Below are 16668 nucleotides of genomic sequence, written 5' to 3'. Positions count from 1 at the left end.
AGCAGATGAGCCAATTCAGCAAAGATCAGGTTCAGGACATGTATTATTTGTCGCCGATGCAGGAGGGAATGCTGTTTCATACTCTCCTGAATCCCGGCCAAAGTTTTTACATCGAACAAATGACAATGAAAGTAAAAGGCAGCTTGAATATCAGATGCCTTGAAGAAAGCATGAATGTGATCATGGACCGGTACGATGTATTTCGTACCGTGTTCATTCACGAAAAAGTAAAAAGGCCGGTCCAAGTCGTATTGAAAAAACGGCAGTTTCAGATAGAAGAAATCGATCTGACACATGTAACGGACAGCGAGCAAACAGCCAAAATCAATGAATACAAAGAACAGGATAAGATCAAGGGCTTTGATTTGACGCGGGATATTCCGATGCGGGCAGCCATTTTTAAAAAATCGGAAGAAAGCTTTGAATGGGTGTGGAGCTACCACCACATCATTTTGGACGGCTGGTGCTTCGGCATCGTCGTGCAGGATCTGTTTAAGGTATACAATGCCCTGCGCGAACAAAAGCCGTACAGCCTGCCGCCGGTCAAACCGTATAAAGACTATATCAAGTGGCTTGAAAAGCAGGATAAACAAGCATCACTGCATTACTGGCGCGGGTACTTAGAAGATTTTGAAGGACAAACGACATTTGCGGAGCAAAGAAAGAAACAAAAGGACGGCTATGAGCCGAAAGAGCTGCTCTTCTCACTGCCGGAGGCGGAAACAAAAGCATTTACCGAGCTTGCAAAATCGCAGCATACCACTTTGAGTACGGCGCTTCAGGCGGTTTGGAGTGTATTAATCAGCCGCTACCAGCAGTCCGGAGATTTGATCTTCGGCACAGTCGTTTCCGGGCGTCCCGCAGAAATCAAAGGCGTTGAACATATGGTCGGGCTGTTTATCAATGCTGTCCCGAGGCGGGTGAAGCTGTCTGAGGATACCACATTTAACGGCTTGCTCAAGCAGCTGCAGGAGCAATCGCTGCAGTCTGAGCCGCATCAATATGTGCCGCTCTATGACATCCAAAGCCAGGCCGATCAGCCAAAGCTGATTGACCACATCATTGTGTTTGAAAATTATCCGCTTCAGGATGCAAAAAATGAAGAAAACAGTGAAAACGGCTTTGATATGGAGGACGTCCATGTTTTTGAGAAATCGAATTATGATCTCAACCTGATGGCTTCTCCAGGTGATGAGATGCTGATTAAGCTTGCCTATAACGGGAATGTGTTTGATGAGGCGTTTATCCTGCGCTTAAAATCTCAGCTTCTCACAGCGATTCAGCAGCTCATCCAGAAGCCGGATCAGCCTGTCAATACGATCAGACTTGTTGATGAAAAGGAAAGAGAGCTTCTGCTTACCGGCTTAAACCCGCCGGCTCAGACTCATCAGGCGAAGCCTCTGACAGATTGGTTCAAGGAAGCGGTGAATGTAAATCCAGATGCACCGGCGCTTACGTATTCCGGCCAGACTCTTTCCTATCGTGAATTAGATGAGGAAGCGAACCGTCTTGCGCGCCGTTTGCAAAAGCAAGGTGCGGGTAAGGACACCGTTGTCGCGTTGTACACGAAGCGCTCGCTTGAGCTGGTGATCGGCATTCTCGGCGTATTAAAAGCGGGAGCGGCTTATCTGCCGGTTGATCCGAAGCTGCCGGAGGACCGAATCTCGTACATGCTGGCTGACAGTGCGGCAGCCTGTCTGCTGACACATCAGGAGATGAAAGAAAAAGCGGCTCAGCTGCCGTATACAGGAACAACACTCATCATCGATGATCGAGCACGGTTTGAGGAACAGGCAAGCGATCCTGCAGCCGCAATTGATCCCGATGATCCGGCGTATATTATGTATACGTCCGGCACAACCGGAAAGCCAAAGGGCAATATCACCACTCATGCCAATATTCAAGGATTGGTCAAGCATGTAGACTACATGGCATTTTCTGAACAAGATACGTTCTTATCTGTTTCCAATTACGCCTTTGACGCATTTACCTTTGATTTCTACGCATCAATACTGAATGCGGCACGGCTCATTATCGCAGATGAACATACACTGCTTGATACAGAACGGCTCACTGATCTGATCCGGCAGGAGAATGTCAATGTCATGTTTGCGACAACCGCACTTTTTAATCTTCTCACCGATGCGGGAGAGGAGTGGCTGAAGGGGCTTCGCTGTGTGTTATTCGGGGGTGAGCGCGCGTCAGTGCCTCACGTCAGAAAGGCGCTTGAGATCATGGGGCCTGGCAAGCTGATTAATTGCTACGGGCCGACTGAGGGAACGGTGTTTGCGACAGCTCACGTCGTGCACGACATACCGGATTCCATTTCCTCATTGCCGATCGGAAAGCCGATCAGCAATGCCAGTGTTTATATTCTTAACGGGCAAAATCAGCTTCAGCCGTTCGGAGCTGTCGGTGAACTGTGCATCAGCGGAATGGGTGTATCAAAAGGATATCTGAACCGTCATGACCTGACGAAGCAAACGTTTATCCCAAATCCGTTCAAGCCGGGAGAAACGCTTTACCGCACAGGGGATTTAGCACGCTGGCTGCCGGATGGAACAATTGAATACGCCGGGCGTATTGACGACCAGGTCAAAATACGCGGACACCGGATTGAGCTTGAAGAAATCGAAAAGCAGCTGCAGGAATACCCGGGTGTGAAAGATGCGGTCGTTGTTGCGGACCGCCATGAGTCTGGAGATGCATCAATCAACGCCTACCTCGTGAACCGGACGCCGCTTTCAGCTGAAGACGTAAAGAGGCACCTGAAAAAACAGCTTCCTGCTTACATGGTGCCGCAAACCTTTACTTTCTTAGAGGAGCTTCCGTTAACGACAAACGGGAAGGTCAATAAACGGCAGCTGCCGAAACCGGATCAGGCTCAGGCGGCGAAAGAATGGATCGGGCCTCGAAACGCGACAGAAGAAACGATTGCACACATCTGGTCCGAGATTCTCGGCAGACAGCAGATCGGGATTCATGATGATTTCTTCGCGCTCGGGGGCCATTCCTTAAAAGCGATGACGGCAGCGTCGCGCATTAAAAAAGAGCTCGGTACGGACATTCCGGTGCAGCTGTTATTCGAAGCGACGACAATCGCAGACATTGCCGGTTATCTGCTTCACGGTGAAGAAAAAGGAATGAAAGATCTCACCATCATGAATAAAAATCAGTCTGACACACTGTTTGCGTTCCCGCCGGTTCTCGGTTACGGGCTGATGTACCAGCCGCTGGCAAAACAGCTGTCCGGCTATAAAATCTGTGCGTTTGATTTTATCGAGGAAGACAACCGCATCGAACGCTACACAGAGCTGATCAATCAGCTCCAGCCGGAAGGACCGGTCAAGATGTTCGGATACTCGGCAGGATGCACGCTCGCCTTTGAAACGGCCAAACGCCTTGAAGCAGCGGGCCGTGAAGTGGAGCGGCTGATCATGGTTGATTCCTATAAAAAACAAGGCGTCAGCGACTTGGAAGGCCGCACCGTAGAAAGTGATGTCCAGGCACTGATGAAGGTAAACCGGGACAATGAAGCGCTGAATAATGAAGCCGTCAAAGAAGGGCTCGCCAAAAAAACAAACGCGTTTTATTCTTATTTCGTGCATACCGTCAGCACCGGCACGGTCAATGCGGATATAGATCTATTAACGTCAGAACCGGACTTTGCGATGCCGCCGTGGCTCGCTTCGTGGGAGGAAGCCACGACAGGTGAATACCGTGTGAAAAAAGGCTGCGGCACGCACGCAGAAATGCTTCAGGGAGAATGTCTCGAAAGGAATGCGGCATATTTGCTCGAATTCCTAAGGAAGGAACATCTGAAGCTGACAACTTCACGATAGAAAAGGAGGAAGCCCGCCAATGGTCCAGCTCTTTAAATCGTTCGATACCACGGAAAAAACGCAGCTTATCTGTTTTCCGTTCGCAGGAGGCTATTCCGCATCATTCCGCCCGCTCCACACCTATCTTCAAGGTGAGTGTGAGATGCTTGCCGCGGAACCGCCGGGACACGGAACAAATCAAATGTCCCCCGTTGAGGATTTTGAACAGCTTGTCAGTTTATACAAGCAGGAGTTGAATCTCCATCCTGACCGCCCGTTTGTGCTGTTCGGCCACAGTATGGGAGGCATGGTCGCTTTCAGGCTGGCGCAAAAGCTGGAGCGGGAGGGCATTTACCCGCAGGCCGTGATCATCTCAGCCATTCAGCCGCCGCATGTTGAAAGGAAAAAAGTGTCTCATCTTGATGATGAAAAATTTCTCGCCCATATTATCGAGCTTGGCGGAATGCCGCAGGAGTTAGTGGAGAATAAGGAGGTCATGTCATTTTTCCTGCCTTCTTTCAGATCCGACTACCGCGCGCTTGAAAGCTTCCGTCCGTCTGATTCTCACATCATTCAATCACCCGTCCATATATTTAACGGGCGGAAAGATAAAAAATGTATCAAAGATGCGGACGGATGGAAAAAATGGGCCGACAATCCCGTATTTCATGAGTTTTCGGACGGCCACATGTTCATATTAAGTGAAACTGAAAAAGTGGCGGAACGAATCTATGAGATTATTAACAGGAGCACTGCAGGCCAATTGTTATAGGATATGACAGACAGCATTCGCTGTCTGTTTTTTGTAACAAAATCCGCCCGCGAGTTTTCTCATTTATCAAAAATTTTATGTTATGATTTGATGGAATATAATTTTGAAGGGATTGTCGTACATGAATGATGCAGCAAAAGAGCTGAACAGAACATTATCTGAAGAAAACCCGCACGTGCTTCATATGCTTTCTGATTTGGGCAGAGAGTTGTTTTATCCGAAAGGGGTGCTGACACAATCGGCGGAAGCGAAAGCCAAGGCCGGAAAGTATAATGCCACGATCGGGATTGCCACCTCACAGGGCGAGTCCATGCACTTTTCCCATATTCAAGAGACACTGTCCGCCTATAACCCCGATGATATCTACGATTATGCTCCGCCGCAGGGAAAAGAGCCGCTCAGACAGGAATGGCTGAAAAAAATGCGTCTCGAAAATCCTTCATTAGCCGGCAAAGACATCAGCACGCCGATCGTGACAAACGCTTTAACACACGGGCTGAGCATCGCCGCCGACTTGTTCGTCAATGAAGGGGATACGCTGCTTCTGCCTGATAAATATTGGGGAAATTACAATTTCATTTTCGGTGTCCGGCGCAAGGCATCCATTGAGACCTACCCGCTTTTTCAGCAGGATGGGCGTTTTAATGCGGCGGGGCTGTCCGAGCTGCTGAAAAAGCAGGAAGAAAAGGCGATTGTCGTGCTGAATTTCCCGAATAATCCGACAGGCTACACGCCGGGAGAAGAGGAAGCGTCAGAAATCGTCAGCGTGATCCTGGAGGCGGCAGAAGCCGGCAAAGAGATTGTCGTGCTCGTAGACGATGCGTATTACAATCTGTTTTACGATGAAACGGCCATTCAGGAATCCATCTTCAGCAAACTCGCCCAAGTGCACGACCGGGTGCTTTGCGTGAAAATAGACGGCGCGACGAAGGAAAATTACGCGTGGGGCTTCCGCGTCGGTTTTATTACGTACAGCACAAAAAGCGAAAAAGCGCTGCGCGTGCTCGAGGAAAAAACAAAAGGGATTATCAGGGGAACGATTTCAAGCGCCCCGCACCCGTCCCAAACGTTTATGCTGCGGGCGATGCAGTCACCGGAATACGAGAAAGAAAAATCGCTGAAATATAACATCATGAAAAAACGGGCTGACAAAGTGAAAGCCGTTCTTGCAGAAAACAAGCACTATGATGACGTATGGACGCCTTACCCGTTTAACTCTGGTTATTTCATGTGTGTCCGGCTGAAAGACATAAACGCCGGCGAATTGAGAGTGTCGTTGCTTGAAAAGAGAGGAATCGGGACGATATCCATTAATGAAACCGATTTGCGAATCGCATTTTCATGTGTTGAAGAAGAACACATCGCGGATCTGTTCGAAGAAATTTATCAGGAAGCAAAGCAGCTGCAGAAACAGGCGGAAATATCAGGCTGACAAAAAAGGAGGGGGACACCCTCCTTTTTGTCTTTTATTCTGTTACATTTACTTTCCCATTCACATTTTCCCGGAGCATTTGCCTGAAAACGGCGATATCTTTTTGCGAATAGAAAAGTCGTTTCGGCAGCAGAAGTGTTCCGTAACCCGATGTTTGTAATCGAAACATATCTTTGTGCTCCCTAGCCGAGAGCAGTTCATCCCATTCAAAAAGAATGCTTGCGTTTTTTTGTTTTTGGCTGATTCCGAGCTGATGAATCGTAATACTTCTGGCAGATTTCAGCCGCTGATTCGTTTTGTATGTTCTGTAAAGACGGAAGAATGAGATTGCCGTTGCGATCACCGTGACTGCCAAAGAGAGAATCACAGCTGCAAGGAAATTCAGGAGAGCTCTGACGCCCCATGTGCCGCCTGTAACCGGGCCGTTCATTTCAAAACAGATGGCAGAAGCCAGCAGCATAATCAAAAAACAGACAGCCGCGGATTTTCCTTGATGATAAGCAAAGTGTTTTCTTACATCGGCAAATGTTAAGCAGCCCGCGAGATAGATATTTTCATTTCGTGTGTTGATCATATTCCGTCTTCGTTTCCTTTCATTTTTTCCCTATGTCGTAATATGTTTTTTTTCCGCCGTCCTGAAGCATTGCTTCCCAAGACTCCGATGACGATACAGACGGCGCCGGCGATATGATACCAGCGGAGTGACTCATGGAGAACGAGGACACCCGCAAGCATCGTCACGAGGACGGAAAAATTGTTAAAGGCGCTCATCTTAAACGCTTCAATCTTGGACAGCGCGTAGTTTGACATCAATGATGTAATGAGAGAAGACAAAATGCCTAAATACAGAATCGCTGCGATAAAACCGGGATCGCGGAAGGGCAGAAAATACTGCCCGATCGTTCCTTCCGCTCCGTGCCGGAAGAGAGCGATGCAGTTGAAGGAAGCAAAGCCGATCGCAGACATGCACCAGGTCAGCTCACCCAATGAAAAACGCTGGGTCATGCGTCTCGCTGCCGTATTGTAAAGGGCGGAGGACAGCGCGGACAACAGGATCAGGAAAGCACCTTTAAAACTCGCCGATTCCGCGGACACCCCTTTCATTGTGAAAATAAATACCACCCCGGCCACTGACAGGCATGTGAATCCCTTTTGCGCCCATGTCGGACGTTCCTTTAAAAAGTAAGACGAAAACAGCATCGTAAAAATCGGGATGGCGGCTTGAATGATACCGGCTTCCGATGATGAAGAATACAAAAGGCCGAACGCCTGAAAACTGAAAAACAAAGCCGGATATAAAAGGGCCAAAGGCAAGATCGCCAGCACATTCTTCCAGCTGACGGACAGTTTGATCCAGCCGAATAAAACAGGAAGCATTGCACAGATGAAGGCCGCTGTGAACCGATGAGCCAATATATCAAACGGATTGGCGGATTGAAGCGCAATCTTGACAAATATAAAGGAAAAACCGATAATCAGCGCATTTAAAATGGCAGCGAGGTAAGCAGCAGCCAAACGGTTTTGATTAATCATCTTTACGAACTCCTTTAATGAGATCGAGCGCCGGCCGCTCCCTTTTATTGTATGGGAAGGGAAGAAGCAGTACAATGAGAATAATGATAAACTGTACCGGTACAGATGGAGGTTCAGCATGGAAAAGTATATGAACGTGATGATAGAAGTGGAGAGTCTCATTGAAGGCGGCACTTTTCAGGAAGGGGCGCGGCTGCCTTCTATCAGGCAGCTGGCCGAGCGTTTTCACGTCAGTAAAAGCACCGTCATCCGTGCGCTTCAGGAGCTTGAAAAACGGCACATTATTTATGCCGTGCCGAAAAGCGGCTACTATCTTATTAAAAATGAAAAAAAGCAGGAGCGAGAACAAACAGGTATCATTGATTTTGCAGCCTCGGCGCCGGACCCTGATATTTTTCCGTACCGCGACTTTCAGCATTGCATCAACAAAGCCATTGATATGTATAAAAATGATTTGTTCATTTACGGCACGCCGCAGGGGCTTCCGTCTTTAATCCGGGTGCTTCAGACGCTGTTATCCGATTATCAGGTATTTGCAAAAGAGCGGAACATTTTTATCACCTCGGGTGTGCAGCAGGCGTTATCCCTGCTGTCTCTGATGCCGTTTCCGAACGGAAAAAAGAAGATTTTAATCGAACAGCCGGGCTATCATCTGATGGTGGAGCAGCTTGAAGCGCTGCGCCTTCCCGCCTGCGGCATTAAACGGACGGCTGAGGGGCTTGATATGGCGGAAGTCGAGCGGCTGTTTCAGACGGAGGAAATTAAGTTTTTTTACACGATGCCCCGATTTCATAATCCGCTCGGCAGCTCTCTGACAGAATGGCAAAAACGAGAGCTTGTCCGATTAGCGGAGGCGTATGACGTTTATTTGGTTGAGGATGATTTCCTAGGAGATTTAGAGGACAATCAGAAGGCAGACCCGCTGTACGCCTACGATCTGTCTTCCCGCGTGATTTATTTGAAAAGCTTTTCGAAAATGATTTTTCCGGGGCTGCGTGTTGGAGCGGCTGTGCTCCCGGATTCGCTGGCCCCGGTTTTCCATACGTATAAAAAGCTGAGCGATATCGACTGTTCGATGATATCCCAAGCGGCCCTTGAAGTGTATATCAAAAGCGGCATGTTCAAAAGGCATAAAGAAAAAATCCGGGCCTCTTACAGAGCACGTTCCGAGCTGCTCCAAAACGCGCTGCAGGAGTACGGCGGTTTTTCTGTAAAGCAAACGTCGATCCATACCCATCTCGTGCTGGAGAAAAGCCTTTCCGCTTCAAGAGTTGTGCAGCGTCTGAAAGCGCAAGGCGTGCTGGTGGAGCCGATTGAGAGCCATTACCTATCGGATTTTCCGAAAGAAAATATCATCAAACTCAACGTGTCCAACGTCAAGACAGGGGATATCACGCGAGGCATCAAAATGCTGACGGATTGCTTATAACAGCTCTTCATACGTTTTCATCTCAATCCCGTCACAAAAATCGGGATGCGCCGCACAAACGGCCAGCTTATACTCCTCGTCCGCCTCATATGTGCGGATGAAACAAGGTTCATGTCCGTCCGGAAGTTCAATGGACACATGGCCGTCGTCTTTGAGGCGGACGCTGAATGAATCAAGCGGCAGGGAAAGCCCTTTTCCGGCCTGTTTGATAAAGCTTTCTTTCATCGACCACAGATGGTAAAAATAATCGGTCTGCTGATCGGGGTGTTTCGCTTGCAGATCACTGTATTCCGTGGGCGAAAAAAACCGTTTGGCGATATCAATCGTGCCGGGCTTCATTTTTTCAATATCAATGCCGATCGGTTTTGAATCAACGGCGCACACGATCCAGCGACCGGAGTGGGAAATATTAAAGTGCATGTCCGGAAGCGCGGGGATGTACGGCTTTCCGTATTCCTGAACGCTGAATGAAATCCCTGCCGGATCAAGTCCGTAAGCCTTCGCCGCAGCGGTGCGGATCAGCATGTCGCCGATCAAGGTGCGGTGAGCATCCTCCTTATGGTAAAAGCGCCGGCATTTTTCCCGCTTTTCGGCGGACACGGCCGCCATCATCCGATCCTCTTCCCCTGCAGAAAGCGGGCGGTCCATATATACTCCGTAAATCTTCATGTCCGATCCTCCGTCTGAAAATATTGTCAAAACCATCCTATCATATCAGACGAAAGCTGTCCGAAAATAAAAAAACAAAACCGTTTCGGCTTTGTTTTTAATGAACGGACGTTGCCCGCCCGGAGATCGCGTATGTTAACAGTTTAGAGGACTGCGGCAAAGAAAAACGCAGAATCAGCCCCGTCAAAACAGCCGTAATAATGGTTCCGGCGCCGATCGGTCCGCCCATCATCCAGGCTGCGGCAAGAATCGTCAGCTCAATGCCGTTCCGCACCCATTGCACGTTCCAGCCCGTTTTTTCAGATATCAGCATCATCAGAGAGTCCCGGGGGCCCGCGCCGAGCCCTGCTGATACGTAAATACCGACGCCGCAGCCGATCAGCAGCAATCCGATAGAAAAAAACACGGCCGCTAAGGAAAAAGCGTGCGTCTCAGGAAGCAGAAACGAAAAGAAATCAATAAACATTCCCATCAGCACCATGTTTAAGATAGCGCCGATTTTCGGGAGTGTCCTTGTGAACAGGCAGGTTAAAGCCACGATGACCGCGCCGACCACGATGGACCATTGGCCGACAGAAAGCCCGAAATGCTGAAAAAGCCCATAATGAAAGGCATCCCAAGGGCTGATGCCGAGAGCTTTTCCTTTAATGGTTAACGATACCCCGAAAGACAAAATTAACAGACCGGCAAAATAAAACGTCCAGCGCATCAAGAATTCCCGCTTCAAAGAGGTCCCTTCTTTCATAAAATTTCATTAATTGTCATTGTAGCATAACCGCCAAAAAAAAGAAGAAGCGAAATCAGTGTTTCGCTTCTTCTCCCGCTCCTACAAAGGATTCAGTATACGATTTAAAAACCGCTGCGTGCGTTCTTCTTTCGGCGCGGAGAAAATTTGCTCCGGCGGTCCTTGTTCCACAATGACGCCGCCGTCAATGAAGATGACTTCATCGGCCACTTCCTGCGCGAATTTGATTTCATGGGTGACGACGACCATCGTCCAGCCTTCGTTCGCCAGATCCTTAATCACTTTAAGCACCTCGCCGACCAGCTCCGGATCAAGCGCTGACGTCGGTTCGTCAAACAGCATCAGCTCGGGCTGAATCGCAAGCGCGCGGGCGATGCCGACACGCTGCTGCTGACCGCCGGAAAGCTGGAACGGATATAAATCCATTTTGTCTTTCAGTCCGACTTTTTCCAGAAGCTCCATCGCTTCTTTTCTGACTTGCTCCTTGTCGCGCTTTTGCACTTGAACGGGTCCTTCCATGACGTTTTCAAGCGCCGTGCGGTGAGGAAACAGATGATACGCCTGAAAGACCATGCCTGATTTGCGGCGGAGGCGAAGAATATCAGCCTGCTTCACTTTTTTGGAGAAATCTATTGAAAAATCGGAGAATGCCAGCTCGCCGCGATTGGGGATCTCAAGCGCGTTCAGACAGCGCAGAAGCGTCGTTTTTCCTGAACCGGACGGCCCCAGAACGGCGATGACTTTCCCTTTTTCTATCTCCATATCTATCTTTTTTAAAATTTCATTCTGTCCGAATGATTTATTTAATCCTTTGACGGAAAGCATATCGAAACCTCCTTATTTGGCCACATAACGGTCGAGACGCCGTTCGATCACGTGCTGTACGATTGACAGCAAGAAGCAGATGATCCAATAAATAAAGGCGGCTTCAATATAGATGACCAAGATTTGATCAAGGTTTTGCGCGCCGATTTCCTGCGCTTTTCTGAACAGCTCCGCGACGAGAATCTGTGACGCGAGAGATGTATCCTTGATCAGGCTGATAAATGTATTTGATAATGGCGGAATGGACACGCGAAACGCCTGCGGCAGGATCACGCGGAACAATGTCTTGCGATAGGTCATGCCGATCGTATAACCGGCTTCCCATTGCCCTTTCGGCACGGATGAAATAGATGCCCGGATGATTTCAGAAGCGTAGGCGCCCACGTTTAATGAAAACGCGATGACTGCGCTTGGGAAAGGGTCCAGCGTAATATTAAATGTCGGGAACAGATAAAAAATGATGAACAATTGAACGAGAAGAGGAGTGCCGCGCACCGCTGATACGTATACGCTGAACACCCATCTCAATGGTTTCATATTTGACATTCTGGCGAGCGCCGTAATCAGCGCGATGATCATTCCAAAAATAAAGGAAAGAATGGTAAGGGGAATCGAGTAATAGATTCCCCCGGAAAGAATCGGCCAGAATGACTGCTGCACCAGATCCCAAGGAATGGCTGTTGCAATCACGGGTTCCGGCATGTTACTTAGAAACATCTTCGCCGAACCATTTTTTCGCTATTTTAGAAAGAGTCCCGTCCTCTTTCATTTCTTTTAACGCCTTGTTGACGTGAGTCACAAGTTCGCCGCTTCCTTTTCGGAATGCGAAATACGTCTGCTGCGGCTGGCCTGCTTCAAACGCGATTTTCACGTTTTTATTGCCGGACGTTTTTAAGTAGTTCAGTACGGCAAGCTTATCGTTGTAAGTCAGATCAGCGCGGCCCTGCTGAATGAGCTGAAGGGATTGAGCCATGCCTTCAACGCCTTCAATTTTCGCGCCGGCTTCTTTCGCTAATTTATTGTAATTGCTTGTTAATGACTGAGCCGCTGTTTTTCCTTTGACATCAGCCTCTTTCGCAATCGTGCTGTCTTTTTTCGTCACGACGACTGCATTTGACGTTGTGTATTTATCCGAAAAATCATATTGGTTCTCACGGCCTGTTTTGCCGACTTGGTTGGCAACGACGTCAAACCGTTTCGCGTTTAATCCGGCAAACATGCTGTCCCATTGTGTTTCTTTGAAGTCAGCTTTCAGACCGAGGCGTTTCGCGACTTCTTGAATCACTTCAACATCATACCCGGTCAGTTTGTCACTCTTTTTATCATGGAAGGTAAACGGTTCGTACGTTCCTTCTGTGCCGACGGTCAGTACGCCTTTTTTCTTGACAGAAGCCCAAAGATCGCCGTCTTTTGACTTAGATCCGCTGTCCTGTGAGTTTCCGCAGGCTGCAAGCATTGCGATGCTGACCATCATGAACAAAGCGAATAATGCTTTTTTCATCTTCTTTATTCCCCACTTTTCTGAGTAGTTTTATTGAGAAAAAATAGCTCCCAATTGTAAAGGATAACTTTTTTTTAGTATGAGTCAAGTAATTGGTTTTCATAAGCGGGAATTCTTCGTGTTCCGGATCAAAATAATTCCAAAAACTGTCTGACCGGCTTCGGCAGATAGCTGTCTTTTCTCCAGATGACGGCCGGTGTCATGACAAACGGGTTGTCTTCGATGATAACCGTTTTGACATGCGAGCGCATATGGACGGGAATCATCGTCAAAGGCAGAATTGTGGCGCCGAACCCTGATGATACGAGGCTCAAGAGCGTCGCGGAGTCATGGCATTCACAGACAACCTGAAGGTCGAGACCGTACTGTTCACAAACTTGGAGGACTTGGTCATACACACCTCTTCCATTGACGGTGCGCAAAAGGATCAAAGGCAAAGAGGCGATGTCATTCAGTTTAATCGTTTCACCGCACAGTCGTTTTGAATGCTCGGACAGCACCAATACACACGGAATGTCTTCAAGCTCCTTCGATTCAATGCCGTCGTTTTTAATCAAGGTGGTGGTGACGGCGGCGTCAATCTGCCGGGTTTCCAGAAGCTCGAGCAGTGAGACAGGCTCATCTTCCCAAATGTTAAAGGTGAGATGCGGAAACCGCTCTTTCATCTGTGACACTTTCTCAAGCATGAGCGCGGCGCAGTAAATGGTTGACCCGACGGCAAGTGTCCCGGCCACCTCCTCCTTCAGCTCTTGTACCTCGATAATGGCATCCTCAAACTTATGAAGAATCTCTTTCGCTCTTTTCAAAAAGACATTTCCTTCATATGTAAGGGTCATGTGTTTCTTTTTATTGCGGTCAAACAGAATGACGCCCAATTCTTCTTCGAGCTGTTTCAGCTGTCTGCTTAAAGGCGGCTGTGCCATATGAAGCTTTTTGGCGGCCGTCGTAATTTTCTGCTCTTGGGCAATGGTAATGAAATAACGCAATTGCCGGATATCCATGAGAACGCTCGCTCCTTTCTTTTATACCTTTAAGGTATGATACATAGATTTAACGAATATTTTTCATATGGATATATCAGGAGTATGATGGTTTTGACACCACATTTCAAGCGTAAAGGAGGGGTCGATATGAAGCTCGTCATCGGAATGACCGGGGCAACGGGAGCCATATTCGGGATCAGGCTTTTAGAATATTTAAAAGCCGCGGAGATCGAAACCCATCTTGTCGTGTCTCCTTGGGCAAATGTCACCATTACACATGAAACCGATTATACGTTAAAAGATGTCGAGAAACTCGCATCCTTTACGTATTCTCACAAAGACCAAGCCGCGGCGATTTCAAGCGGTTCGTTTGAAACGGACGGGATGATCATCGCTCCGTGCAGCATGAAATCACTGGCAAGCATCCGCACCGGAATGGCTGACAATCTGCTGACAAGGGCGGCTGACGTCATCCTGAAGGAGCGGAAAAAACTTGTGCTGCTGACTAGAGAAACGCCGCTCAGCCAAATCCATTTAGAAAATATGCTAGCGCTTACAAAAATGGGTTCCGTCATTCTTCCGCCGATGCCTGCATTTTATAACAAGCCGGCTGACATGGATGAATTGATCGACCATATTGTGTTCCGGACGCTCGATCAGTTCGGCATCCGTCTGCCGGAAGCGAAACGGTGGTACGGAATTGAAAAACAAAAAGGAGGAATCTGATAATGGCCTATCAGGATTTTAGGGAATTTCTCGCCGCTCTTGAAAAAGAAGGGCAGCTCTTAACAGTCAACGAAGAGGTAAAACCGGAGCCGGATCTGGGCGCCGCTGCGCGTGCAGCCAGCAATCTCGGGGATAAAACCCCTGCGCTTTTGTTTAACAATATTTACGGACATCACCATGCGCAGGTGGCTCTGAATGTCATCGGCTCGTGGCCGAATCACGCAATGATGCTCGGCATGCCGAAAGATACGCCTGTTAAAGAACAATTCTTTGAGTTCGCCAAACGGTACGATGCATTTCCGGTGCCGGTCAAACGGGAAGAAACCGCGCCGTTTCATGAAAATGAAATAACGGAAGATATCAATCTATTTGACATCCTTCCGCTATTCAGAATCAACCAGGGGGACGGCGGCTATTATTTGGATAAAGCGTGCGTCATTTCCCGCGATCTTGAAGATCCGGACAATTTCGGCAAGCAGAATGTCGGCATTTACAGAATGCAGGTAAAGGGAAAAGACCGCCTCGGCATTCAGCCCGTGCCTCAGCATGATATTGCGATTCATCTTCGCCAAGCTGAAGAACGCGGCGTGAATCTTCCCGTTACGATCGCGCTCGGCTGTGAGCCGGTGATTACGACAGCTGCGTCAACTCCGCTGTTATACGATCAATCCGAGTATGAAATGGCCGGCGCGATTCAAGGGGAGCCCTACAGAATCGTCAAATCTAAATTGTCTGACTTAGACATCCCTTGGGGCGCTGAAGTCGTTCTGGAAGGAGAGATCCTTGCGGGAGAGCGGGAATACGAAGGACCTTTCGGTGAGTTCACGGGCCATTATTCAGGCGGCCGCAGCATGCCGGTGATCAAAATCAAACGGGTATATCATAGAAACAATCCGATTTTTGAACATTTATACTTAGGCATGCCGTGGACGGAGTGCGATTATATGATCGGCATTAATACGTGCGTGCCGCTTTACCAGCAGCTCAAGGAAGCTTATCCGAACGAGATTGTCGCCGTGAACGCGATGTATACGCACGGCCTGATCGCCATCATTTCAACGAAAACGCGCTACGGCGGATTTGCCAAGGCGGTCGGCATGCGCGCCCTGACCACGCCGCACGGACTCGGCTACTGCAAAATGGTCATTGTCGTGGATGAGGATGTCGATCCGTTTAACCTGCCGCAAGTCATGTGGGCGCTCTCAACGAAAATGCATCCGAAACACGATGCAGTCATCATTCCTGACCTGTCCGTCCTTCCGCTTGACCCGGGGTCTGATCCGGCAGGGATGACACACAAAATGATTCTTGACGCCACGACGCCCGCCGCGCCGGAAACAAGAGGCCATTATTCTCAGCCGCTTGATTCTCCGCTGACAACGAAAGAATGGGAACAAAAACTGATGGACTTAATGAATCAATAAGAAAGGATGAGGTTGCAATGAAAACATGCCCGCGCTGTGAATCGAAAAAAGGAGAAACCGTCAGCCAATCGCCGGTCAAAGGCGCTTGGGAAATTTACCAATGCCAAACCTGCTTTTTCACATGGAGATCCTGTGAACCGGAAAGCATCACGAATCCGGCGGCATTCAACCCGGCATTTAAAATCGATCCGAAAGAAACGGAGACGGCCGCACATGTACCCGCTGTTCCGGAAAGAAAAGCGTAATGCTGACGGAGCACTTGCCAGAGGCGCTTTACACACTTTTAGACGGGACGGAGCTTGAAAAAAAGCAGCACGACGCATTTGTGCTCCAATCCGTGACAAAAGAAGGCCGTCCGCACGCGGCCATGATCAGCGCCGGTGAAATCGTGGCCGTGAGCAGAACAAATCTCCGGCTCGCCTTATGGAAAAACACGACGACCGTAAGCAGCCTTCTGCATTCGGGACAAGCTCTTTTCATCGCCTGGCACGGAGGAGCCGCATATTACGTCACATTGGAATGTGAGGCGCTTCCGCCGCTGAAAGAGGCGAAACACGAGCGGGAACGGTTCAGCTGCCGGGTGATCACCGTCAAGGAAGATCGGGCGAAATACGCGGATCTGACATCCGGACCGGCCATCCAGCTCCACGAACCGGAAGATGTCTTGAAGAGATGGAGAGAAACACTTGAGGAGTTAAAACAATAGACGCATCAAAAAAGCCTGCGGACGAGGGACTGACCCCCGTTTTTGAGACAGGGATCAAAACACCTTTAAGCAGCCAGCTGTCGGTATGTGACCGGCGGCTGG

The 16668-nt window shown here is 48.9% G+C and carries 16 protein-coding genes; 8 read left to right on the top strand and 8 right to left on the bottom strand.

The genetic code is table 11. The annotated features are described in order from the left end of the window. Positions 1-5 precede the first annotated feature (5 nt). The 3 genes from srfAC (at position 6) to AC3WTF_RS11235 (ending at position 6025) form a co-directional block, all read left to right on the top strand. Positions 6-3842: a surfactin non-ribosomal peptide synthetase SrfAC gene (gene srfAC, locus AC3WTF_RS11245; protein WP_119001702.1), complete on the top strand. Its 3837-nt coding sequence runs from the start codon at positions 6-8 to the stop codon at positions 3840-3842. 19 nt (positions 3843-3861) lie between these two features. Next, positions 3862-4593: a surfactin biosynthesis thioesterase SrfAD gene (gene srfAD / locus AC3WTF_RS11240; RefSeq protein WP_020953883.1), complete on the top strand. Its 732-nt coding sequence runs from the start codon at positions 3862-3864 to the stop codon at positions 4591-4593. Between the two features lie 121 nt (positions 4594-4714). Beyond that, entirely contained in the window at positions 4715-6025 is a 1311-nt protein-coding gene (locus tag AC3WTF_RS11235; protein WP_039062591.1) for an aminotransferase class I/II-fold pyridoxal phosphate-dependent enzyme, read from the top strand. A 34-nt stretch (positions 6026-6059) separates the two neighbouring features. Here the strand turns inward: AC3WTF_RS11235 and AC3WTF_RS11230 are convergent, their stop codons facing one another. Further along, positions 6060-6599 (bottom strand): YcxB family protein, encoded by a 540-nt coding sequence (locus AC3WTF_RS11230; RefSeq protein ID WP_007410241.1) that lies wholly within the window; start codon positions 6597-6599, stop codon positions 6060-6062. Next, positions 6596-7558: a DMT family transporter gene (locus AC3WTF_RS11225; RefSeq protein WP_007410242.1), complete on the bottom strand. Its 963-nt coding sequence runs from the start codon at positions 7556-7558 to the stop codon at positions 6596-6598. Before AC3WTF_RS11225 ends, AC3WTF_RS11230 begins: the two co-directional genes overlap by 4 nt. A 118-nt stretch (positions 7559-7676) precedes the next feature. Between AC3WTF_RS11225 and AC3WTF_RS11220 the strand changes: the two genes are divergently transcribed. Then, complete coding sequence (locus tag AC3WTF_RS11220) at positions 7677-8987, top strand: aminotransferase-like domain-containing protein (protein WP_007410243.1); 1311 nt, start codon at positions 7677-7679, stop codon at positions 8985-8987. On the opposite strand, the gene AC3WTF_RS11215 is transcribed toward AC3WTF_RS11220, so the two are convergent. The 6 genes from AC3WTF_RS11215 to AC3WTF_RS11190 form a co-directional block, all read right to left on the bottom strand. Continuing rightward, entirely contained in the window at positions 8982-9656 is a 675-nt protein-coding gene (locus tag AC3WTF_RS11215) for a 4'-phosphopantetheinyl transferase family protein (protein WP_007410244.1), read from the bottom strand. The two genes, AC3WTF_RS11220 and AC3WTF_RS11215, sit on opposite strands and share 6 nt — an antisense overlap. A 97-nt stretch (positions 9657-9753) precedes the next feature. Next, positions 9754-10401, bottom strand: coding sequence for a YczE/YyaS/YitT family protein (locus AC3WTF_RS11210; protein WP_077392018.1), 648 nt, complete (start codon positions 10399-10401; stop codon positions 9754-9756). Between the two features lie 81 nt (positions 10402-10482). Further along, entirely contained in the window at positions 10483-11226 is a 744-nt protein-coding gene (tcyC, locus tag AC3WTF_RS11205; RefSeq protein ID WP_012116781.1) for a cystine ABC transporter ATP-binding protein TcyC, read from the bottom strand. Positions 11227-11238: 12 nt separating this feature from the next. Next, entirely contained in the window at positions 11239-11943 is a 705-nt protein-coding gene (locus AC3WTF_RS11200) for an amino acid ABC transporter permease (protein WP_003156375.1), read from the bottom strand. After that, positions 11930-12727, bottom strand: coding sequence for a cystine ABC transporter substrate-binding lipoprotein TcyA (gene tcyA / locus AC3WTF_RS11195; RefSeq protein ID WP_020955311.1), 798 nt, complete (start codon positions 12725-12727; stop codon positions 11930-11932). The genes AC3WTF_RS11200 and tcyA overlap by 14 nt, the downstream gene beginning before the upstream one ends. A gap of 128 nt (positions 12728-12855) precedes the next feature. After that, positions 12856-13728 (bottom strand): LysR family transcriptional regulator, encoded by an 873-nt coding sequence (locus AC3WTF_RS11190; protein WP_015416796.1) that lies wholly within the window; start codon positions 13726-13728, stop codon positions 12856-12858. A 93-nt stretch (positions 13729-13821) separates the two neighbouring features. Here AC3WTF_RS11190 and AC3WTF_RS11185 point away from each other — a divergent pair, with 93 nt between their 5' ends. Genes AC3WTF_RS11185 through AC3WTF_RS11170 form a run of 4 tightly spaced genes read left to right on the top strand, consistent with a single transcriptional unit; the run spans position 13822 to position 16566 of the window. Further along, the gene (locus tag AC3WTF_RS11185; protein ID WP_106080111.1) at positions 13822-14436 is read left to right on the top strand and encodes a non-oxidative hydroxyarylic acid decarboxylases subunit B; all 615 of its coding nucleotides are present in this window, start codon (positions 13822-13824) and stop codon (positions 14434-14436) included. A 2-nt stretch (positions 14437-14438) separates the two neighbouring features. Beyond that, positions 14439-15860 (top strand): phenolic acid decarboxylase BsdC, encoded by a 1422-nt coding sequence (gene bsdC, locus AC3WTF_RS11180; protein ID WP_007410249.1) that lies wholly within the window; start codon positions 14439-14441, stop codon positions 15858-15860. A 17-nt stretch (positions 15861-15877) separates the two neighbouring features. Beyond that, positions 15878-16105: a non-oxidative hydroxyarylic acid decarboxylases subunit D gene (locus AC3WTF_RS11175; protein WP_007410250.1), complete on the top strand. Its 228-nt coding sequence runs from the start codon at positions 15878-15880 to the stop codon at positions 16103-16105. Then, entirely contained in the window at positions 16105-16566 is a 462-nt protein-coding gene (locus AC3WTF_RS11170) for a hypothetical protein (RefSeq protein ID WP_007410251.1), read from the top strand. Before AC3WTF_RS11175 ends, AC3WTF_RS11170 begins: the two co-directional genes overlap by 1 nt. Positions 16567-16668: the final 102 nt, after the last annotated feature.

It is taken from the genome of Bacillus sp. EB106-06-01-XG163, assembly GCF_058791615.1.
Note: the sequence above shows the minus strand (reverse complement) of the source record. Positions and strands in the feature narration are given on the sequence as shown.